General features: G+C 51.5%; 19 protein-coding genes. 14 read left to right on the top strand and 5 right to left on the bottom strand.

Translation table 11 applies throughout. The annotated features are described in order from the left end of the window. Positions 1-59: 59 nt before the first annotated feature. From A3842_RS12150 to bshB2, 11 genes are all read left to right on the top strand, one after another. Positions 60-560, top strand: coding sequence for an NADH-quinone oxidoreductase subunit NuoE family protein (locus A3842_RS12150; RefSeq protein ID WP_074101591.1), 501 nt, complete (start codon positions 60-62; stop codon positions 558-560). A 42-nt stretch (positions 561-602) separates the two neighbouring features. After that, positions 603-2,480 (top strand): NADH-quinone oxidoreductase subunit NuoF, encoded by a 1,878-nt coding sequence (gene nuoF, locus A3842_RS12145; RefSeq protein WP_083609568.1) that lies wholly within the window; start codon positions 603-605, stop codon positions 2,478-2,480. Positions 2,481-2,497: 17 nt separating this feature from the next. Further along, positions 2,498-4,234 (top strand): NADH-dependent [FeFe] hydrogenase, group A6, encoded by a 1,737-nt coding sequence (locus A3842_RS12140; protein ID WP_074101590.1) that lies wholly within the window; start codon positions 2,498-2,500, stop codon positions 4,232-4,234. Between the two features lie 47 nt (positions 4,235-4,281). Then, positions 4,282-5,706, top strand: coding sequence for a [FeFe] hydrogenase H-cluster radical SAM maturase HydG (gene hydG, locus A3842_RS12135; protein ID WP_483874422.1), 1,425 nt, complete (start codon positions 4,282-4,284; stop codon positions 5,704-5,706). Between the two features lie 26 nt (positions 5,707-5,732). Then, on the top strand, positions 5,733-6,923 hold the full coding sequence (hydF, locus tag A3842_RS12130; RefSeq protein WP_074101588.1) for a [FeFe] hydrogenase H-cluster maturation GTPase HydF: 1,191 nt from the start codon (positions 5,733-5,735) through the stop codon (positions 6,921-6,923). Next, entirely contained in the window at positions 6,920-8,350 is a 1,431-nt protein-coding gene (locus tag A3842_RS12125; protein WP_371915995.1) for an aspartate ammonia-lyase, read from the top strand. The genes hydF (A3842_RS12130) and A3842_RS12125 overlap by 4 nt, the downstream gene beginning before the upstream one ends. Before the next feature lie 41 nt (positions 8,351-8,391). After that, a complete protein-coding gene (hydF, locus tag A3842_RS12120; RefSeq protein ID WP_074101587.1) occupies positions 8,392-9,660 on the top strand; it encodes a [FeFe] hydrogenase H-cluster maturation GTPase HydF in 1,269 nt (422 codons plus the stop codon). 229 nt (positions 9,661-9,889) lie between these two features. Continuing rightward, positions 9,890-11,671, top strand: coding sequence for an ABC transporter ATP-binding protein (locus tag A3842_RS12115; protein ID WP_143186259.1), 1,782 nt, complete (start codon positions 9,890-9,892; stop codon positions 11,669-11,671). 49 nt (positions 11,672-11,720) lie between these two features. After that, positions 11,721-11,888 carry a hypothetical protein gene (locus A3842_RS32500; protein ID WP_178382342.1) on the top strand — a complete coding sequence of 56 codons (168 nt, stop codon included), beginning with the start codon at positions 11,721-11,723 and terminating at the stop codon, positions 11,886-11,888. 172 nt (positions 11,889-12,060) lie between these two features. Then, positions 12,061-12,405 (top strand): YojF family protein, encoded by a 345-nt coding sequence (locus A3842_RS12110; protein WP_074101585.1) that lies wholly within the window; start codon positions 12,061-12,063, stop codon positions 12,403-12,405. Between the two features lie 23 nt (positions 12,406-12,428). Next, the gene (bshB2, locus tag A3842_RS12105) at positions 12,429-13,112 is read left to right on the top strand and encodes a bacillithiol biosynthesis deacetylase BshB2 (RefSeq protein WP_074101584.1); all 684 of its coding nucleotides are present in this window, start codon (positions 12,429-12,431) and stop codon (positions 13,110-13,112) included. A 120-nt stretch (positions 13,113-13,232) separates the two neighbouring features. Here bshB2 and A3842_RS12100 read toward each other — a convergent pair whose 3' ends face one another. From A3842_RS12100 to tnpA, 4 genes are all read right to left on the bottom strand, one after another. Further along, on the bottom strand, positions 13,233-14,036 hold the full coding sequence (locus tag A3842_RS12100) for a Cof-type HAD-IIB family hydrolase (RefSeq protein ID WP_074101583.1): 804 nt from the start codon (positions 14,034-14,036) through the stop codon (positions 13,233-13,235). 268 nt (positions 14,037-14,304) lie between these two features. Next, complete coding sequence (locus tag A3842_RS12095) at positions 14,305-15,249, bottom strand: DMT family transporter (RefSeq protein WP_083607081.1); 945 nt, start codon at positions 15,247-15,249, stop codon at positions 14,305-14,307. 166 nt (positions 15,250-15,415) lie between these two features. Further along, positions 15,416-16,489, bottom strand: coding sequence for an IS200/IS605 family element RNA-guided endonuclease TnpB (tnpB, locus tag A3842_RS12090; RefSeq protein ID WP_074101581.1), 1,074 nt, complete (start codon positions 16,487-16,489; stop codon positions 15,416-15,418). Between the two features lie 9 nt (positions 16,490-16,498). Further along, positions 16,499-16,897, bottom strand: a complete 399-nt coding sequence (tnpA, locus tag A3842_RS12085; protein ID WP_074101580.1) for an IS200/IS605 family transposase — start codon at positions 16,895-16,897, stop codon at positions 16,499-16,501. A gap of 314 nt (positions 16,898-17,211) precedes the next feature. On the opposite strand from tnpA, the gene A3842_RS12080 reads away from it, so the two are divergent. Further along, positions 17,212-17,931 carry a metal-dependent hydrolase gene (locus A3842_RS12080; RefSeq protein WP_074101579.1) on the top strand — a complete coding sequence of 240 codons (720 nt, stop codon included), beginning with the start codon at positions 17,212-17,214 and terminating at the stop codon, positions 17,929-17,931. Positions 17,932-18,071: 140 nt separating this feature from the next. Here the strand turns inward: A3842_RS12080 and lplA are convergent, their stop codons facing one another. Further along, on the bottom strand, positions 18,072-19,073 hold the full coding sequence (gene lplA, locus A3842_RS12075; RefSeq protein WP_074084915.1) for a lipoate--protein ligase: 1,002 nt from the start codon (positions 19,071-19,073) through the stop codon (positions 18,072-18,074). A gap of 214 nt (positions 19,074-19,287) precedes the next feature. Here lplA and cobD point away from each other — a divergent pair, with 214 nt between their 5' ends. Both cobD and A3842_RS12065 read left to right on the top strand, forming a co-directional pair. Then, positions 19,288-20,406, top strand: coding sequence for a threonine-phosphate decarboxylase CobD (cobD, locus tag A3842_RS12070; protein ID WP_074101578.1), 1,119 nt, complete (start codon positions 19,288-19,290; stop codon positions 20,404-20,406). A 474-nt stretch (positions 20,407-20,880) separates the two neighbouring features. Continuing rightward, positions 20,881-21,302 (top strand): GNAT family N-acetyltransferase (locus A3842_RS12065; protein WP_074101577.1); only part of this gene is annotated, 422 nt, incomplete at its 3' end.

Here is a 21,302-nt window from a genome sequence, read left to right as displayed (position 1 = left end):
ATGTTGCATTTCTAAATATCGCGCTCAACTTTTTACCTTGAGTGGAAGGAGCATTCTTAATGAAACAACAACCAATCAGTAACAGTGGGGGCGTAGCGGAGGCCGACGAGAAGCTGATGAAAGTCCAGGCCGCGATTTCACAATTCAAAATGATTCAGGGGGCTTTGATTCCCGTGCTTCATGAAATTCAGGATATCTACGGCTATCTGCCGGAGCCCGTTCTCCAGATCGTGTCTGCTGAACTTCACTTGCCGATGAGTGAAATCTATGGTGTGGCATCGTTTTATCATTTCTTTTCGCTTACCCCCAAAGGGGAGAATGTGGTTCATGTGTGCCTCGGCACAGCTTGCTATATCAAGGGTGCACAAGGTGTGCTTGACCGGCTGAGCACGGAGCTGAAGGTCCCTGTACAAGGAACCACCGAAGACAATAAATTCACACTTGAAGCGACCCGCTGTCTGGGGGCCTGCGGCCTTGCACCCGTCATGACCATTGGCGAAAAAGTCCATGGACGGCTGGTACCCAATAACATTCCGAAAATTCTGAAGGAATACAATTGATGCTCTTGCGCCACTGGCGCATTTGATACGGGAGGTATGAGTATGAAGCTCTTAACGGATCTTGATGCTATCAGAACGCTTACGCAAGGTCGTCTGGATAACCGGAAAATCACCGGAGAATCTCCTGATTCCATCCGGTTCAGGTCAGTGATGGTATGCGGGGGGACAGGATGTACATCGTCTGATTCCAATCAGATTATTGCTAAGCTGAACCAGGAAATCGCAGGCCACGGCATCCAGGAGCAGGTGGAGGTCGTGCGCACAGGCTGCTTCGGCCTATGCGAGCTCGGGCCAGTCGTCATCGTCTATCCGGAAGGTATATTTTATAGCAGGGTAGAGGTTCAGGATATTCCGAAGCTGGTGGAAGCACATCTGCTCCATGGCAAACCTTACGAGAAGAAAATTTACGAGAAGACCAAGCAGGACGGCGAAACCCTGAACTTTGAAGAAACGGAATTCTACAAAAAACAAGTGCGGATCGCTTTGCACAACTGCGGGGTCATTGACCCGGAAAATATTGATGAGTACATCGGCAGTGACGGCTATCAGGCGCTTGGCAAGGTGCTGAAGACCATGGGACGCCAGGAGGTGATCGATACCATCAAGCAATCGGGTCTGCGGGGACGCGGCGGCGGCGGGTTCAACACAGGTCTGAAATGGGAATTTGCAGCCAAGCAGGATAAGAAGCAAAAGTACGTCATTTGTAATGCGGACGAAGGGGACCCCGGGGCATTTATGGACCGTTCAATCCTCGAAGGCAACCCCCACTCGGTCATTGAGGCGATGGCGATTGCCGGGTATGCCATTGGTTCCAGTCAAGGCTTCATCTATGTCCGTGCGGAATATCCAATCGCTGTCCAACGATTTGTGAAAGCGCTTGCCCAAGCCCGCGAATATGGTCTGCTCGGCGATAATATCCTGGGAACCGGCTTTTGCTTTAACATTGATGTACGGCTTGGAGCCGGAGCTTTTGTCTGCGGAGAAGAAACAGCTCTGATTCACTCGGTGGAGGGTCACCGGGGAATGCCAACCCCCAAACCGCCTTTTCCGGCCGTTCAAGGTCTGTGGGAGCAGCCGACAATCATCAATAATGTTGAAACCCTGGCAAATGTTGCCCAGATTATTCTGAAGGGTGCCGCATGGTATGCAGGTATCGGAACCGAAAAATCTAAGGGCACCAAAGTATTCGCTTTGGGCGGAAAAGTCGTGAATACCGGCCTGGTTGAGGTTCCCATGGGAATAACCCTGCGTGAAGTTATTTTTGAAATCGGCGGCGGGATTCCGGGCGGTAAAAAATTCAAGGCGGTACAGACCGGAGGGCCTTCCGGCGGCTGTCTGACAGAAGAGCACCTGGACTGCAGCATTGATTTTGATACGCTGACCAGTCTGGGTTCGATGATGGGCTCCGGCGGTATGATTATCATGGACGAAGATACCTGCATGGTCGACGTTGCCCGGTTCTACCTGGATTTCACACGTGATGAGTCCTGCGGGAAATGCACGCCTTGCCGCATTGGCACCAAACGTCTGCTGGAGCTGCTCGACAAGATCACTGAAGGCAAAGGAAGTATGGAGGATCTCGAGAAGCTAGAGAATCTCTCGGTCCAGATCAAGAACGCCTCCCTGTGTGCCTTGGGCCAGACCGCTCCGAATCCGGTATTGTCCACCATCAAGTATTTCCGCGAAGAGTACATGGCCCATATTGTCGACAAAAAATGCCCGTCCGGCGTCTGTAAATCGCTGATTTCTTATCAGATCGATTCTGATCTGTGCCGGGGCTGCAGCCTTTGTGCCAAAAAGTGTCCAACGGATGCGATCTCCGGTGAAATGAAGGAACCGTTTGTCATCGACACGGCGGTCTGCATCAAGTGCGGGGTCTGCTTCGATGTATGCAAGTTCAAAGCCGTAGCGATAGTCTGACGAGAGGAGTGATTACTTTGGATACGATTAAATTCATGATTGACGGGATCGAGGCAGAAGTCACCAAAGGTACAACTGTGCTCGAAGCAGCCCGTAATCAAGGTGTTGATATACCCTCCCTGTGTTATTTGAAAGAAATCAACCACTCGTCCAGCTGCCGGGTATGTGTGGTTGAAGTGGGCCCGAGGCTCATTGCCTCCTGCACGCTGATTGCGGAAGAAGGCATGAAGATTCAGACGAACACCCAGAAGGTCCGGGACGCCCGCCGTGCTTCCGTCGAACTTTTGCTGTCCGATCATAATCAGGAATGTCTAAGCTGCTCCCGCAGCGGCGGCTGTGAGCTGCAGGACGTCTCCAGTAATCTTAATATCCGTAAAGTGACTTACACCGGTGAGAAATCCAGCCAGGAGAAAGACTATACTTCCCCGGCTATCGTCCGAGATGCATCGAAATGTATCCTTTGCGGCCGCTGTGTCGGGGCTTGCGGGACTATGCAGACCGTGGGTGCGATCAGCTTTGCGAAGCGCGGGTTTGATACGGTGATCTCCACCGCGTTTGGCCGTCCGCTTGCCGAGTCCACCTGCGTCAACTGCGGCCAGTGTATTATGGCTTGTCCTGTAGGCGCACTTAGTGAACGTGAGAACATCGACGATGTGTGGGATGATCTTGCAGACCCGGCCAAATATGTTGTTGTCCAGACAGCGCCTGCTGTTCGTGTAGCCCTGGGAGAAGAATTTGGCCTGCCGGTTGGAACCCGGGTTACCGGTAAAATGGTCGCAGCCCTGCGGAAGCTTGGATTTGATAAAGTATTTGATGCTAACTTCGGTGCCGATCTTACCATTATGGAAGAAGGGACCGAACTGCTCTCCCGCCTTGGCAGCGGAGAGAACCTGCCGCTTATGACGTCCTGCTGCCCCGGCTGGGTGAAATTTATGGAGCATAACTTCCCTGACAGGCTGGGTAACCTGTCTACCTGCAAATCGCCGCATGAAATGGAAGGCTCCATGGTGAAGTCCTTCTTCGCCAAGAAAGCGGGGATAGATCCAAAGAATATTGTTGTTGTCTCCATCATGCCTTGTACCGCCAAGAAGTACGAGGGTGCGCGTGAAGAGCTGTCGAGGGAAGGGCTGCAGGATGTCGACTGGGTCCTCACCACGCGTGAGCTTGCGGCAATGATCAAAGAAGCCGGTATAGACTTTGTGGGCCTGAAGGATGAAGCGTTCGATAATCCGATCGGCAAGGGTTCGGGTGCTGCGGTTATTTTTGGTGCAACCGGTGGTGTCGCAGAAGCGGCACTTCGTACCGTGTTCGAGATTACCTCAGGCAAGGCACTCGATACCATCGAATACACCGCTGTCCGTGGCATGGAGGGCATCAAGGAAACCGTCATTGAATTGCCCACCGGCCAGAGGATTCGTACGGCTGTTGTTCATGGTCTCGGCAACGCGCGTAAGCTGATGGAAGCGATGGAGCGGGGTGACAAGACCTATGACTTCATGGAAGTCATGGCTTGCCCCGGCGGCTGTATCACTGGCGGGGGTCAGCCCATCGTGGATGCCGGAACCTCTGAGCGGATCGATATTAAGGCAGAGCGCGCAAAAGCCATCTACACAGAAGATGAGGCCCAAACGGTTCGCAAATCGCATAACAATCCTTACATCAAAGCTCTTTATGAAGAATTCTTAGGGGAGCCTAACGGTCACCTGGCACATGAACTGCTGCATACTCACTATATTAAGCGTTCCAAGGTTTAGGCTTATGCCCACAAGCTTTGAGGTCTAGTTCATGGAGGTTGATGGATGTGCGGAAGGATTGGGAAGCAGCGGACTTTATCAATGATGAGGAAATTCGCCTGAGTCTTGAAGAAGCCAAGGTGAAGGCGGGTGATTCCGCCTATGTCCAGACCATCTTGGAAAAAGCGAGAGCATGCAAGGGACTGACCCACCGGGAGGCGGCTGTCCTGCTTGAAGTCGCAGAGACTGAGGTGCTTGACAGTATTAACCGCTCGGCCAAGGTAATCAAAGAGAAAATTTACGGCAACCGCATTGTATTGTTCGCTCCACTATATATAAGCAACTATTGCGTTAATAATTGTGAGTACTGCGGATATAAACACACCAACGGGGATTTTCTGCGGCGGAAGCTGGATCTGGATGAGTTGGCGGATGAAGTCCGTGTGCTTCAGGAATTAGGCCATAAACGGCTTGTCGTTGAAGCAGGAGAAGATCCGGTGAATTGTGACATTGACTATGTTGTCGAAGCGATCAAGACCATCTATTCGGTTAAGGTGGATAACGGAAGCATCCGCCGTGTGAATATTAACATAGCAGCTACTACCGTTGAAGACTACTCAAAGCTTAGGGATGCAGAAATCGGGACCTATATTTTGTTTCAGGAGACCTACCACAGACCCACCTATGCTGCCATGCACCCTAAGGGACCCAAAAGCGATTACGACTGGCACACTACAGCCATGGACCGGGCGCAAATGGGAGGGATTGATGATGTGGGGATAGGCGTTCTCTACGGCCTGTATGACTATAAGTACGATACAGTTGCCATGCTGATGCATGCGGAGCATTTGGAGGAGAGGTTTGGGGTAGGCCCTCACACCGTTTCCGTTCCCAGATTGCGGGAGGCGGAGGGCGTGAATCTGGAGGTGTATCCGCATTTGGTGAAGGATGAGGACTTCAAAAGGCTTGTTGCTGTCTTGCGGCTCGCCGTTCCTTATGCCGGAATGATTCTGTCTACCCGCGAAGAACCGTCATTCCGTGACGAGGTGATTAAGCTTGGCATTTCTCAGGTGAGTGCAGGCTCCAGTACGGGGGTCGGGGGTTACATGGAGACCAAACAGGGAACCGGAGGCCGGCCGCAAGAGAAGCCTCAATTCGAAGTCAGCGACCATCGTTCGCCGGAGGAAATTATCCGCGGATTGTGCCAGGACGGATATGTTCCCAGCTATTGTACAGCCTGCTATCGGGAAGGACGGACAGGGGACCGTTTTATGCGGCTCGCCAAATCCGGACAGATTCATAATATATGCCAGCCGAACTCTCTGTTAACTTTTAAAGAATATTTGCTAGATTACGCAGATGAAACAACACGTACCTTGGGGGAAGAGATCATTCGCAAGGGGCTTGAGGATATTCCGAAGGAAGCCGCGAGAAAAGCAACGATGGACCGGCTCCGGCGCATTGAGAATGGTGAACGGGATTTGCGTTTCTAAAATCGCATATTGAGGAGAGAATTGCTATGCAATTTACACCACAATCTAACAAAATGCACATTGCTGTTTTTGGCAAAAGAAATGCCGGGAAGTCCAGTCTGATCAACGCGCTCACAGGGAAATCGACCTTGCTGGTCAGTGATGAGCCCGGAACGACGGCTGAACCCATTTTTCAATATGTGGAGATCAAAAATGTGGGGACCGCTATTATCGTAGATACAGCCGGAATTGATGATGCTGACCTCTTCCGCGTGCAGAAGACGAGAGAGGTGATGGATCTGACCGATCTGGGCATCATGATCTTCTCGGATGAAGCGGGCGACTACAAGCTGGAGAAGGAATGGGTACACGAACTGGACAAACGGAACATTCCCGTCATTGGAGTCATTGCCAAAACCGACGATCATTATGTTGATATTGATTCGCTGAAGGCGACTCTGAATGTACCCATCGTGAAGCTCAGTGTGAAGCGGAATTCCAATCTTGGCAGTCTGCGCCATGCCATGAGCGCCTTGGCTCCTGCTGAATTTGAACGAAACAGCATTGTAGGTGATCTCGTGAACCTGGGGGACCTGGTCGTTATGGTAATGCCGGAGATGATCCCTGCTCCCAAATACCGGCTGGTTGCCTCCCAGCAGCAAATCCTCCGCGACCTGCTCGATCATCACGCGATAGCGTTGTCGGTTACTGAAGAAGAGCTGCCTGAGCTGCTCACGCGCTTAAACAAGCTGCCCGATCTTGTTATTACGGATTCGCAGGTATTTGACAGAGTGAATGAGATTATACCGGCGAGTGTGCCATTAACCACCTTTGCAATTCTGATGGCGCGTTTTAAGGGGGATTTGAAAACCTTTGTGACCGGTGCCGCGATGATATCCAGCCTGAAGCCTGGGGACAAGGTGCTGTTGTCAGAGGCCTGTATCCACCACCCGCATAACGGAGAGATCGACCGTATGCTCGTCAAAGCCAAACTGCAGGAAATGGCTGGCGGCGGGCTGGATATTACGACAAGTGTGGGGCCTGATTTCCCTGATGACGTCTCCGATTATAAACTGATCGTTCACTGCGGCGGCTGTATATTCAACCGGAAACAACTGATGATGCGACTGCGGAGCTCGGGCGTGCAAAACGTGCCGATTACCAACTATGGCATCGCTTTTGCCTATTTTCACGGGATTCTGCCGCGTGTGCTGGAAGTCCTGGAAGTGAAGGCTTGAGCAGGCTGTCCAGGGTGGAGAACCCGCTGCAGTCTTTCCGCGAAGAGCAGGATGCACTAGGTGCCAGGAATATACCAAAAGCAGCGTATTACGGGATTCATACCGCTAGGGCTATGGACAATTTCGCTGTAAGCGGCAGAACGGTCAACGTTCATTTGCTTCATGGCCTAATAACAGTGAAGAAAGCTGCGGCACAGGCTCATTTGCAGCTAAATACCTATCCGGCAGCGATAGCCCGGGCGATTGTGCAGGCCTGTGATGAGCTTCTGGCCGGTGCCTACAGGGAGCAATTTACGGTAGATGCCATGCAGGGCGGTGCCGGGACATCGGCCAATATGAATGTGAACGAAGTCATCGCTAACCGTGCTATTGAGCTCATGGGCGGAGAGCGGGGAGACTATTCACGGGTACATCCACTGGATCACGTCAACTGCTGCCAATCTACCAATGATATCTATCCCACGGCACTAAGAATTGCCGCAATCGGGCTGGTTCGGCGGCTGAGTCAAGCTTTTGCGTCCTTGCAGGAAGCCCTTCAGGAGAACGAGCATGCCTTCGCCGATGTGCTCAAGCTGGGCCGTACCGAGCTCATGGATGCCTTGCCGATGATGGCAGGGCAGGGCTTTGGAGCCTATGCCAAAGCGGTAGCCCGGGACCGCTGGCGCCTGTACAAAGTGGAGGAGCGGCTCAGGGAGATCAACATTGGAGGAACTGCAATTGGCACGGGCCTCAATGCACCGGTAAAATATACGTTTTTGATGACTGATATTTTGCAGGATCTGACCGGCTATGGGCTGGCCCGGAGTGAATATCCGATGGACCCTACGCAGAATATGGATGTTTTCGCTGAAGTATCCGGGCTGTTGAAGGCGGCTTCTATTAATCTATTGAAAATTTCCGGTGATCTGCGTCTGCTGGCCAGCGGGCCGGTTGGGGGTCTGGGGGAGCTTGAATTGCCGGCGGTGCAGGCAGGCTCCTCCATTATGCCGGGTAAAGTCAATCCGGTAATGGCAGAGATGGCGGGGCTTGTGGCGATGCGTGTCATTGCCAATGATACCGCGGTAACGCTGGCGGCTGCGGGCGGCCAGCTGGAGCTGAATGCGTTCATGCCGCTGATTGCGGATGCGCTCCTGGAGTCCCTGGAGGTCCTGGCCAATGCTGTACGGCTGTTCGAAGAGCGCTGTGTCCGCGGTATCCGGATCTGTGAGCAGCGGTGTTATGAAAGGGTTGAGAATTCCTCCGCTTTGGCAGCCGCGCTGATACACCACATCGGATACGAGAAAAGTGCCGAGGTAGCCAAACGGGCAAGCCAAGAAGGCAAAACGGTGCGGCAGGTACTGCTGGAGGCTCAGCTTCTACCGGAGGCTGAGCTGGATCAAATCCTGAATCCGTATCAAGTAACCAAACCGGGTGTACCCGGTAAATAAGTCCAGCTCGGTGCTAGCCGCTGGGGGAAGGAGAGAGCCGTGTGAGTGTGAACGATACCCCGCGCCCGAATCGCCTGCATATCGCCCTGTTTGGCAGGAGCAACGCAGGGAAATCAAGCCTGATCAACGCAATCACCAAACAGGATGCCGCGGTTGTGTCACCCGTCAAAGGAACGACAACAGATCCGGTGTATAAAGCGATGGAGCTGCTGCCGCTCGGGCCAGTAGTATTTATTGATACCGCCGGCCTGGATGAAGCAGGTGAGCTGGGTGAGTTGAGGAAACAGAAGACGTTGGAGGTTCTTAACAAATCCGATATGGCCCTGATCGTTGTCGATGCTGTCTGCGGTGTGAACCCATATGACCGGCAGATTGCCGAGACCGTCCGCAGTAAGAGCATCCCCGCAATGGGCATCTTGAATAAAATAGATTGCATAGCGGACCAGCAGACATCTCATGCGGGTGATCTTGCTGTTCTTGTTGATCAGGCGGAGCAGGAACTGGGCTGTAAGGTGATCCCTGTATCTGCACTTGAGCAGCAGGGAATTAGCGGACTGATGAAGGCACTGATTGCTGCTGTGCCGGATGCCGAGGATAAATTCCGCATTATCGGCGACCTGGTCTCTCCGGGAGACTTGGTCGTACTGGTGGTTCCGATTGACAAGGCAGCGCCCAAAGGCAGATTGATTCTTCCGCAGCAGCAGACCATCCGTGACCTGCTGGAGAGCGATGCCATTGCGGTGGTTACGAAGGAATTCGAGCTGAAGGAAACGCTGGAGAGTCTCGGCAAGAAGCCCCGGCTTGTGGTGACAGACTCACAGGTATTCCTGAAGGCTGCAGCTGATACACCCAAAGACATTCCGCTTACCTCATTTTCTATCCTGTTTGCCCGGCACAAAGGTAATCTGGAAGAGATGGTGAGGGGCGCGCGTGCCATCGACGGGCTTCAGCATGGTGACAGAGTGCTCATTGCCGAGGCCTGTACCCATCACGGGCAGGCAGATGATATCGGCAAAGTGAAAATTCCGCGCTGGATCCGGCAAGCCACCGGCAAGCAGCTGCAATTCGAATACGCCAGTGGCATGAAGTTCCCGGACAATCTGGATGATTACTCCCTTATTGTGCACTGTGGGGGCTGTATGCTGAACCGCAGACAGATGCTCTGGCGGGTGGAGCAAGCGATTAGAGCCGGGGTGCCCATCGTCAATTATGGCGTTGCGATTGCCTATGTCCAGGGTATTCTGGAGCGGGCGATTTTACCGTTTCCGCTTGCCCGTATAGCCTGGGAAGAGAGCGGGACGCATGAGTGATTTGTGTTTGTGTAAGAGGGATGACCGCCTTTCTGGAACCGAAAGGCGGTTTTTCTATGGGTTTCCTTGCATAGGTTCTGCTCCTGCATATTAATTTTCCTTTCAAAGAAAGATAGCCGCCTATATAATGGGAATCACTTGTGGTTGATTTGGTTGAAAATTGAAATTTGCGAAGAACTGAATTTTAGAGGGAGATGATGGATTGAAGCAGAAAGGCGCATTTTCGAGGTTGAGTACATATATGCTGAAGCACAAGCTGCTCTATACCGTACTGCTGCTGATTACATTGTTCAGCATTGTTCTGGATCTGACAATGGCCTGGTTTCTGGCCAGAATTACGGATGCGGCGGTCCGTATGGATGTGGAGGCTTTCAGCGGACTCGCCTGGTTCGGGGGGCTTTTCCTGATTACCGCAGGCGTGAGCAGCTATTTCAGTGCCTACCTCAAAATCAATATTTCCGCCAAAATCAGAAATGAGCTGCGCCTGGATCTGATGAACCATACGCTGCTGCTGCCGCAATCCTATTTTGACCGCAATCATTCTGGAGATCTATTGTCCCGTTTTACCAATGATAATCAATCAGTCGGAGAAGCCTGCGGACAGGTTATGATTGATCTTTTGCGCAATCCGCTCTTGGCTGTGGCGTCTTTTGCCTATCTGATCTATATTAACTGGCTGCTTGCACTGATCTGTATTACCATGGGGCCGCTGCTCTATCTGGTCGGTAAGGTTTTTGGCAAAGCGATGCGGAAGAACAGTGTGCAGGTACAGGAGAATATGAGCCGGACGACTTCATTTCTGAACGATATTCTGGGCAGTAGTATGGTCTTCAAGTCATTCTCGATTGAGCGCAGACTGATGAAGCAGTACAAAGGCTACAGTGACAGCATTAATGCCGGAGAGCAGAATCGGGGACGGATTGAAGGGGCTACGGGGGCACTGTCCTCTGTATTAGGAAATCTCACCTTTCTGCTGGCTCTGGTCATCGCGGGATATTTTGTCGCCAAAGGTTCGCTTGAGGTAGGAGCCATGATCGCATTCATTCAATTAATGAATTATCTGGTTATGCCTTTCTCGGCGCTGCCGGGACTGGTGGCTTCCATGCAGCAGTCGCTGGGAGCGGCGCAGCGGATCTTTGAGGTGATGGATGCGCCTGCTGAGGTAGAGGCTCTGCCTGAGAAACAAATGCAGCATCCCGAGTTTGAGCAGCTTAGTCTGTCGGAGGTAACGTTCAGTTACCCCGGTGCCGGGAAGCTCAGCTTAAACCAGGTTAGTCTTGAATTGCCGCAGGGGATGCAGATGGCGGTGGTCGGGCCGAGCGGAGGCGGGAAGTCTACGTTATTCAAGCTTCTGCTGGGCTTCTACAATCCGGATGAAGGCGAGATTTTAATCAATGGACAAACGGTTCAGGGGATGAGTCTGGAGCAGCTTAGAAGCCATTTTGCCTATGTGCCACAGGAGTCCGGGCTGTATACAGGCAGTATCCGCGAAAATATCCGCAATGGCAGGCAGGATGCCTCGGAGGAAGAGGTAATAGAGGCGCTTCGTCAGGCCAATGCCTATGATTTCGTAATGGAGCTGCCTGAAGGGGTAGACTCTGAGATCGGTGAGCATGGCTCGCGGCTCTCCGGCGGCCAGCGCCAGCGGCTTTCGATTGCAAGAGCGATGCTGAAGAACGCGCCGATTCTACTGCTGGATGAAGCAACAGCCGCGCTGGATAACGAATCGGAGAAAATGGTGCAGCAGGCCATCCGCAAGCTGATGAAGGACAAAACCACCATCGTTATTGCCCACCGTCTGTCAACGATTCAGAGCGCCGACGTCATTCTGGTGATGGAGAACGGGGAGATTGTAGAGCGCGGTAACCATGAGGAACTGCTTGCGGCAGAAGGGCGCTACTATGATCTCTACAACTCCCAGCTGGAGCAGGAGGAGACAGAGGGGAAGGAAGAAAGGTCAACGAATGAGGAGTATGGGGATAAGCAGGGGGCTCTCCTCACTCCAAGCTGAAATTTTGAGGGGTAAACATGAACATAAATGATAATTATCTAAAAGAACAATGAAGCCACGTGTATTGGATAAATGGCGGACCTTGCGCCGGAAAGACCTGGTGAGATCAGAACGGCAAAAAAAACCTGTTGAGCTTGCTGCATATCACAGCCGCAATACGGTGATTGGCTCGTTGTCGCAGATTTCGCCGTTGTCATGGAAGCCGAAACTTTCATAGAGCTTTCAAGATTGAATAGGATACGCCGGTTCTCCAGCGTGATTGTTCTAAGTGAAATCATACAGGTCATCCCCTTTCGGTGAAAAGTCACCCGGACTAAGCACTATTGTATATTCTCCCGGGTCATATGCTAAAATGGCACTAATACATTATACCAGACAAGGAGGCCGCCATGCAGCCGATACTCCCCGAAGATATCCAGTTCCAGATCGATCAACTTGCCAATCAGGAGCTTTATGTACACCTTGAACTTACGACAGGCGCCTATGCCAGTCATCTGGACAGTACCCGGCATCCGGCATCAGCCTTCATCTCCAATGCGGTGATCCGGTATACACAAGGTTCTATCTCTGGTACAGGTCCATACCGGGTGGGCTTAAAGACAACGCTTGGCTGGATTTATGCCGAAGGCCTTACACACATTGATGAAATGGACAAGGATCGGCTAATCCTGGCAGGGCATGACAGTCAGGGAAAGCTGATTGTTGCCTTGCAACTAAGCCGGGACAAGTTTTGATGAAAGCGGAGGATCAAACATCTATGAATCATAATCATGCAGAACACCAGCGAATCCTGGTTGTGCTCCCTCATCCCGACGACGAATCTTTTGTTGCATCAGGGACGTTATCAATGTACATAGCAAGCGGTGCAGAGGTCACCTATGCTTGTCTGACCCTAGGAGAGATGGGGCGCAACATGGGCATCCCGCCGTTCGCGAACCGTGTCACCTTGCCGGCAATCCGTAAGGACGAACTGGCAGCCTCCTGCCTTGCGATCGGTATCCAGGATCTAAGAATGCTCGGGTTCCACGATAAAATGATCGAATTCGAAGACGAGGATCTTCTGGACTCTCAAATTATGCAGCTGCTCAAGGAACTGACGCCATCGCTGGTCATCACCTTCTATCCAGGGTACAGTGTGCATCCCGATCACGATGCCACCGGAGCTGCTGTCATCCGAACGATTGACCGGCTCCCTGCGGCAGAGCGTCCATTGGTATATTGCAGCGCGTTCGCCAGCAATCGCGAGCAGATGATCGGAAAAGCGGATGTGACCATAGACGTAACCGAATTCCTTGCGAATAAAATGGCCTCGATTCAGGCGCACCGGACGCAATTCCAAGCGGCAGAGCTTGTGGGAAACCAGGATCTTACGGAAGAGGAAATGCGGAGGCGGTTTGGAACAGAACAGTTCTGGACCTACCGGTTTGTTGAATCTTCGTAACATTGTTATGAAATTGTACGAATCTTAAGTTATCTTACAGTAATACAAAGGGTGCCTTACAGCCGGATCACAACCGGAGAAAGGCACCCTTTGTACTGCGCTAGAGTAAGCTTACGCTCCCTATTCCACAGTGTGCAGGATGAATTTATCGATGGCGTATTTCACGCCGTCTTCATTGTTGCTGAGGGTGATGAAATCGGCAATGTCCTTCAGCGCCGGGATTGCGTTAGCCATGGCTACGCCAAGGCCGGCAGCTTCGAGCATTTCGTGGTCATTCCAGGAGTCGCCGACGGCGATGGTTTCGGACAGCTCGCAGCCGAAGTGGGCTGCCAGGAACTCCAGAGCCAGACCCTTAGTACCCTCATGGTGCATGATCTCCAGGAAATGCGGCTTGGATTTCGTGATGTGTACGGAATCGCCCAGCAGCTCACGCAGAATCGGTGACAGCTCATCCAGGAAGGCCGGATCGTCGATGATCAGCATTTTTGGTGTTTTTTGCGGAACAAGCTTTTCCCAGTCCGGCTCAATAAAATATTGGGTTCCGTTGAGTGTGGCATAGTCAATCAGCTTTTGATTTTCTTCACGTGCATACAGCTTGTCATCAATGTAGGTCTGTAAGTGCAGGTTATGCTCTACGCAATAGCTGAACAGCTTCCGTACGGCATCTTGTGGCACATAACGCTCGTAGAGCACCTTTTCATCCATCAGGTTCTTCACAAGTGCACCCTGGTAGGTGATAATCGGTACGTTCAGTCCGGTCTGGCGGGCAATAGCCTGGGCGGAAGCATAGGCGCGTCCGGTAGCCAGGGTAACCACAACGCCTGCGGCAACGGCCTGTTCCAGTGCTGTTTGTGTGGCAGGGGTAACTTCCTTGGTATCCGTAATCAGGGTGTCGTCAATATCGATTGCAATCAATTTGTACATGCAGGTTCTCTCCTAATGGTTTGGTGAGCGCAGCCAATGAGTGTTTCCACACCCGTGAGATACGCTGTAGTAATCATGCTGTGAGCCTATGCGGAAGGCTAGACTCTTTCTCTAATAGGCGGAGAACTTGGGGGAACTCAGGCTTTTTTTCTAAAATGCTGCATTCGCTGCCTGGGATCAGGTTCCCTCAAGTCATCTCGCATTTCACCTTTACTTCAAGCATCGTTCGGGTGAATCTCTGTACATAAGCGCAATTTGTCTGATCAAATCATTTATCTGATGAAATCAGAAAGCCAGGTTCTTCACTTTCTTGGGCTGCAGGTCCAGGTTCCGGGCTAAGTTCGGCCATCAGCATAGCTGCAAGAATACATAGACAGCCAAGCAACGCCGACATGCCGAGCGTCTCCCCGCCAAACACCAGTCCTGTCAGGGCAGCGAATACCGGCTCCGTGGCAAAGATAATCGCCACCCGGGAAGGTGTAGTGTATTTCTGGCAGGCGGTCTGAATCCAGAAGGCAAACGCGCTGGTTGGTCCGATGGAGACGAGCAGTGCCCACACTACCTCTGGTTTCAGGATCAGTGCCCCGCTGTGCGCAAGCGGGGCAGGCCCATCCACAAGCAGGGAAGCGAGGGCGCTGAGCAACCCGACAAAGGCAAGCTGCAGCGTGGCCAGCGGCAGCGCCGGATACTGCGGAGCATATACGCCGGTATATGCGACCTGCAGCGCAAAGGCGACGGCACATAGCAGGACGAGTGCATCGCCCCGGTTCAGGGACAGCGCAGAGCCGGTGAAGGTGAGCAGGTAGAGGCCTGCCACCGCGAGTCCTGCGCTGAACCAGGTATACCGTGAGATGGCATGCCGTAACAAGGCCAGCGACAGGAAAGGGACGAGGACTACCGACAGTCCAGTGATAAATCCGGTGTTGGACGTAGTGGTATAGAGCAGTCCCATCGTCTGGAAGCCATAGCCCAGGAACAGAAAAAGACCCAGCAATAAGGCGTGCCCAGTCATGCGCCAGCTCAGCAGCCTCCATTCCCGGCGGTAGAAAACGGCGGTGATCAGCGCCAGCAGCACGGCGGCACCGGTGAAACGGATGCTGTTAAATGCGAGCGGCGGCAGCACCTTGACTGCGCTTTGCACAATCAGAAACGTACATCCCCACATCATCGCCACCAGCAGCAGACTGAGATCGGCTATTCGGGAGCGATTCACAGAGGTCATCCTTTCTTGGGTAAGGGCAGAATGTATGCCAAATGAAGTTGTCCAAATTGTATCGTGAACTACACACCACCTAAGAGGTAGGTGCTTCTTGGTCAATAGAGCTGTTGCTCCAAGTTTACCCAAGCTTATAGGCTAGTTCCTAACCCGATACGTGTATTTACATTGCTAATTTTAGAAGATTTGCAGCAGCATTCCGATCTCTGTCGTGTTGTGTAAGACATTCAGGACAAGTCCATTCTCGTACAGCAAGGTTTTTCACTTCTGTGTTTTTGTAGCCACAGCAGGAACATAATTGGCTGCTTGCATAGTTTTTGGGTGCAATAATCAATGTTCTACCGTACCAGTTCGCCTTGTATTCGAGCATTGAACGAAACCTACTCCAGGATGCTTCGGATATGGCTTTAGCTAATTTGTGATTCTGCATCATGTTCTTTACACGCAAGTCTTCCATAACGATCACTTGGTTATCGCATATCATTTGGGTTGACGTTTTGTGCAAGAAGTCTTTACGCTGATTGGCTATTTTTTCATGAAGCTTAGCGACTTTCAAGCGTGCTTTATATCGGTTATGGCTCCCTTTCTTCTTTCTCGATAAGTTCTTCTGCAACTTGGCTAATCGTTTTTCGGATTTACGAAAATGTTTAGGATTGGCGATAACTTCACCATCCGAAGTAATGGCAAAGTCTTTCAGTCCTAGATCAACGCCAATCTTCTTTTCTGTTTTCGGCATAGGAGCTATATCTGTTTCCACCAGTACGGAAACAAAGTATTTTCCTGATGCTGTTTTGGATAGGGTGCAGGATTTGATTCGCCCCGTGTATGGACGATGCACCTTGATTCGAATTCTTTTCTTTAGTTTCGGAATTTTGATCGTTCCATCTTTAATGGCTATCGTTCCGTTTTGATTGTTCGTTGTGAAGCTGTTGTTGTTCGTCTTCTTGCTTTTGAATTTAGGGAAACCAACGTTCTTATCCCGAAAAAAATGCGTATAGGCTTTCTCCAGATTAAGCTGGACGTTTGCTAATGCAAGGCTGTCCACTTCTTTCAGCCACGGGAATGCTTTCTTGTACCTGGTAGGCGTATTATAGAGCATTTTCTCCGTTTGTTTATAGTGTTCGATCTTATCAGCAAGCATCTTATTGAAGATGAAGCGAACGGAGCCGAATACTTTTGCCAGATATTGTTGTTGCTCATGGGTCGGATAGATGCGGTATTTGTAGGCTTTCAGCAAGTGTTCACCTCATTTCTGACCTTGAGTTTCAATATACTTTTGGATTACATCCATAGGCGCTCCACCAGTCGTTATTAGGCAATAGCTTTTTGACCAGAAATATTCCTTCCAAAGTTGTTTACGAATAATCGGGAAATCTTTCTTGATCAGTCGAGAGGAAGCACTTTTATAAGCGTTAAGAAATTTGGAAATCTCGGTATTGGGATAAGCCTTCATAAGAACGTGAACATGATCCTTGTCATAATTCCATTCTTGCAGCGTGATATTGTATTTGGGCTGAATATACTCAAATATCTCTTTCAGTCTATTCGATATTTCATCACCTATTACTTTTCTGCGATACTTCACGACTAAAACAAGATGATAATGAAGCGAGAATACTGAATGGTTATTAGAGTCTAATTCCATTGATTACACAACCTTTTATATGATACGACCGAATACTTTTATTCTAGCGTTTTAGGTTGGATTCGTCAAAGAAGAAAGACCGTTGCCATTCATCTTGCCACTTTAGAGGCAGGGGAATTCTGACAACTGATGGTTAAATCAGGGGGGAGGACAAGACGAAACTGCTCATCAGGCAAGCCAGCTAAGAGTTCGGCACCCGAAAAACAGCCAAAGGCTGGACAAAAAAGCCAGCAATTGATATACTTCGATAACCGTACACTTGTTCTTATTTTTGCATTAGATAACCCTACACCTTAGAAAGGAGCGGGTACACCATGATGGGCAAATCCCATTTCATCATCAGCACCGGGGTTACCCTATCCGTCATGAGCCTGCTCGGCCATGAGATTACGATTCCGGCGGTTGCCGTAGCGGGACTTAGCGCCCTCTTACCTGATATCGATGAGCCGAATTCACTGCTGGTGCGCAAAGCTCTGCCTGAATTCCTGCTGCGGATACTGCAGGTGGCTCTGATCGGGGCGGCCATCTATCTGTATTTTTCCGGAATCGCCGCACCGCCCTGGAACATTGCGTTGGCGCTGCTTGTCGGGAGCGTATCCTTCCTGCCGGGCAGGCGGCTGCGGCATCTGGTGATGCTGCTGCTGGCACTGGGGCTGTTTGCGTTCGCGGAAGACTACGACCCATGGAACTACATTGCAGCCTGCGTGCTTGTCGTATCCTCGGTTGTTCCGCACCGCGGACTGACACATACGCTGTACGGCGTGGCCGGCTGGGGAGCGTTGCTTTATTTTGCCTCGCTTGGCATGAATGACGGCGGCAGCCTGTGGATTGCCGGAGGCATGTCCTACGCGCTGCACCTGCTGGCCGATTCCCTGACCCAGCGCGGCATTACCCCGCTGCCTCCTCTGCCCTTCAAGCTTCGCCTGAAGCTGATGAGCACCGGGACGAAGAAGGGCAATGCGGTGGAGAAGTTCTGCATCATACTTACGTTTGCACTGGTTATGTATGTTTTTGTGCTTACTCCCGGTATCTAAAGTGCTTTTGCCCGAGGACATCAAAAAGGCTTTCTGCGGATCATTCACAGAAGGCCTTTTTGGTCGTTGGGAAAAGGGAGGGCTGGTTCCTGCAAGAGTGGCTCATCCCTCTTTCCAGATTCGGCTCCGCTAACCGGGAGCTATTCCTCCAGGAAAATCAAACCGATGAAGTCCTCCGGCTCGATCCGGCCGAAATAATGCTTCAGGTCCAGCCCGGATAGGGCGTCTCTGACCTCTGCATCTTCATAGCGTTTGCCGCGCAGCGCGTTCTCCACGTCCACCACATCGCCGACGCCGAAGAAGTCGCCATAGATTTTAATATCCTTAATGTAGGAATCTTCAATGTCCATGCGGATATCGACGAGCCCTGCCGGGAACTTGCGGGTATGCTTCACGTTGCTTTTTGGCGAGAGGCCGTAATTCCAATCCCAGTTCTGGTAATGCTCCTTGGAAATTTCGTTAATCCGCACCCAGTCGTCCTGGGTCAGCTTGTACTGCGGAACCTCGGAGGGCTCCATGCCAAAGATGGAACGCAGCAGGCCCTCACGGAATTCCTCAATGGTCATGTCGCTTCCAAGCAGTTCCTTGATATTAGCCACACGGCTGCGCACGGATTTGGTGCTCTTGGACTTGAATTTCTCCGGGTTCACATTCAGGGAGGCCTGCACATCGTCCAGATTAAGATCGAACATCAGGGTGCCGTGGCTGAACATGCGTCCGCGTGTGGAGAACTGGGCATTGCCGGAGATTTTTTGCTCCCCGACCTGGAGATCATTGCGTCCGCTCAGCTCGGCATTCACACCCATGGACTGCAGGTAGTCGATGACCGGCTGGGTGAATTTCAGGAAATTATGAAAAGACTGTCCGTCGTCCTTGGTAATGAAGCTGAAGTTGAGATTTCCGAGATCATGATAGACAGCTCCGCCGCCGGACAACCGCCGCACGACCTGAATATTGTTGTCCTTCACGTATTCCTGGTTGATCTCTTCAATGGTATTCTGATGTTTGCCGATGATAATGGACGGGCTGTTGATATAAAAAAGCAAATAGCTGTCGTCCATCGGCAGATTCTTGAGCGCAAATTCCTCAATCGCGAGATTGATCGATGCGTCTGTAATTCCGGTGTTATCGATAAAAAGCATAGTAAATTCCTCCGCTTGGGCATGATGAACTGCTCTAGTTATTTTAAACCAAAAGCACGGTTTGTACAAAAGAGCCGATGGTTGCGAGGCAGGGGCTAGTCTGCGGCAAGCGGCATTGTCTTGCGGTACGGGGATGCGAAACATTGACGTATTTCTGGCAAAGGGGCAATAATGGGGACGATGAGTGAATAGAAAGATAAAGAGGAGTGTAGGCATGCTTGAAAAATACGGACACGGCGGCGATTTGCTGACGGCAGCGGAACTTTACGGGGAGGGGAGCGGCGCTTTTGTTGATTTTAGCGCGAATATCAACCCTCTTGGTCCGCCGCCCGGTGTGCTGGACCTGCTGCGTAATTCATTGTCAGTTGTGACGGCCTATCCCGATCCAGGGCACCGCAGACTGAAGTCCCTGCTTGCGGAGAATCTGGGGGTAGACAACGACTGCATTACGGTGGGCAACGGGGCGGCGGAATCGATGGCGCTGCTGCTCCTGGCTGTGAAACCGCGTAAGGTGGGCATCATCGAGCCCTGCTTCTCAGAATACCGCCAGCTCGCAGAGCAGTTCGGTGCAGAGGTCATGTCCGTTCAAGGCACGAAGGAGCAGGGCTACCGTGCCGGTGCGGATAACATCGCCGGACTGCTGGAACAGGTGGACCTGCTGTTCCTCGGGCAACCGAATAACCCGAACGGCGTCCAGTATGCGCTGGACGAACTCCGGGTGCTGGCGCAGCAGGCGGAGCGCTGCGGGGCGGTGCTGGCGGTGGATGAAGCGTTCATCGACTTCATCCCCGAAGAGCGGCGGCAGTCGCTGCTGCCGGAGCTTGGGGCTTATCGTCAGACGGTGCTGATCCGTTCGATGACGAAGTTTTATGCCATTCCGGGGCTGCGGCTGGGCTTCACGATCGCAGCCCCGGAGCTTGCCGCGGCGATGACCGGCAAGCAGGTGACTTGGAGCGTGAACGGCCTGGCGCTGCTGGCCGGGGAAGCCTGCCTGCGCAGCGGGCGCGAGTATGAGGAGCGCACGCGCGGGCTGATAACCGCAGAGCGTGAAGCGCTGCGGCAGGGTCTGCTGCGGCTCGGCTGCGAGGTCCCGCCGGGCGAAGCGAACTTCCTGCTGCTCAGCCTGCCCGCAGGGTGGAGCGCTGCAGCCATGCAGGAGCGGCTGGGCCGCAGCGGCATTCTTGTGCGCAGCTGCGCGATGTATCCGGGCCTTACGCCGGGGCATATCCGCGTCGCGGTCAAAGGCAACGAAGACAACGCACGTCTTCTTCACCAACTGGAGGAGACGCTGCGGGCGGGAGTAAAGGATGAAGGAAACGGAAGGATGGACTAGAGAACGGTAGCGTAGGGAAGCAGGCTGACAGCGGAATGAAATACGCGTGAATGAGTTAGCGGAATGAGATAAGCGTGAATCAGATAAGCGGAATGAGTACAGACAAATACCTAATGCCTCTGCTCGTTGGCCTGGTTGATTGCTAAGTGGAATTAGTATAACTAATTTGCAGAAATCCACGCTGCAGCGGGCATTAGTGGGATTTTCTACAACTAAATCAGGCGAAACTCCTACATATCAGCTGAGAGGGCCGGATTAGGTTTACTTTTTCCAACTAGTTCCTTCCGGAGAGCCGACAGGTGTAGATTCGTGGGAGGAATTCCACTTATACATCAAGGTCGTCTGAGTATCTCCCCATTCCACTGGAATGGTATGATGTTTATATCAAATCATACATAATGGTAAGAAGAGCGATATAAAACTATGCATCTATTGTACTGATGTACTGAAAAATCATTTTAGGAGTTTGAAATTATGAGTATAGAAGTTGTAAGAGTACCTTTGGAAGAGAAGGCAATATTGAAAAATCTATTGAAAATGTATTGCTACGAGTGGTCACAGTATAATAAATTTGATGTAAATGACAAAGGCGAATATGAATTTGAACATCATATTTCTGATTATTGGGATAAAGAAAAACACTATCCGTATTTCGTGAAAGTTAATGGAATATTAGCAGGGTTTGTCCTAATTGATGATGATTTCGTATTACATCCTAATTATGATTATTCAATGGGTGAGTTTTTTATTTTGCATAAGTATCGTCGATCCGGTGTAGGACGATATGCAGCAAAAGCTGTATTTGACATGTTTCGCGGGAAATGGGAAATAGGAGAACACCCGGATAATATTTCATCTATTAGATTTTGGGATAGCGTTATTAATGAATATACGGA

This window comes from Paenibacillus sp. P3E, from assembly GCF_001909045.1.
GTDB lineage: Bacteria > Bacillota > Bacilli > Paenibacillales > Paenibacillaceae > Paenibacillus_AQ > Paenibacillus_AQ helianthi.
Note: the sequence above shows the minus strand (reverse complement) of the source record. Positions and strands in the feature narration are given on the sequence as shown.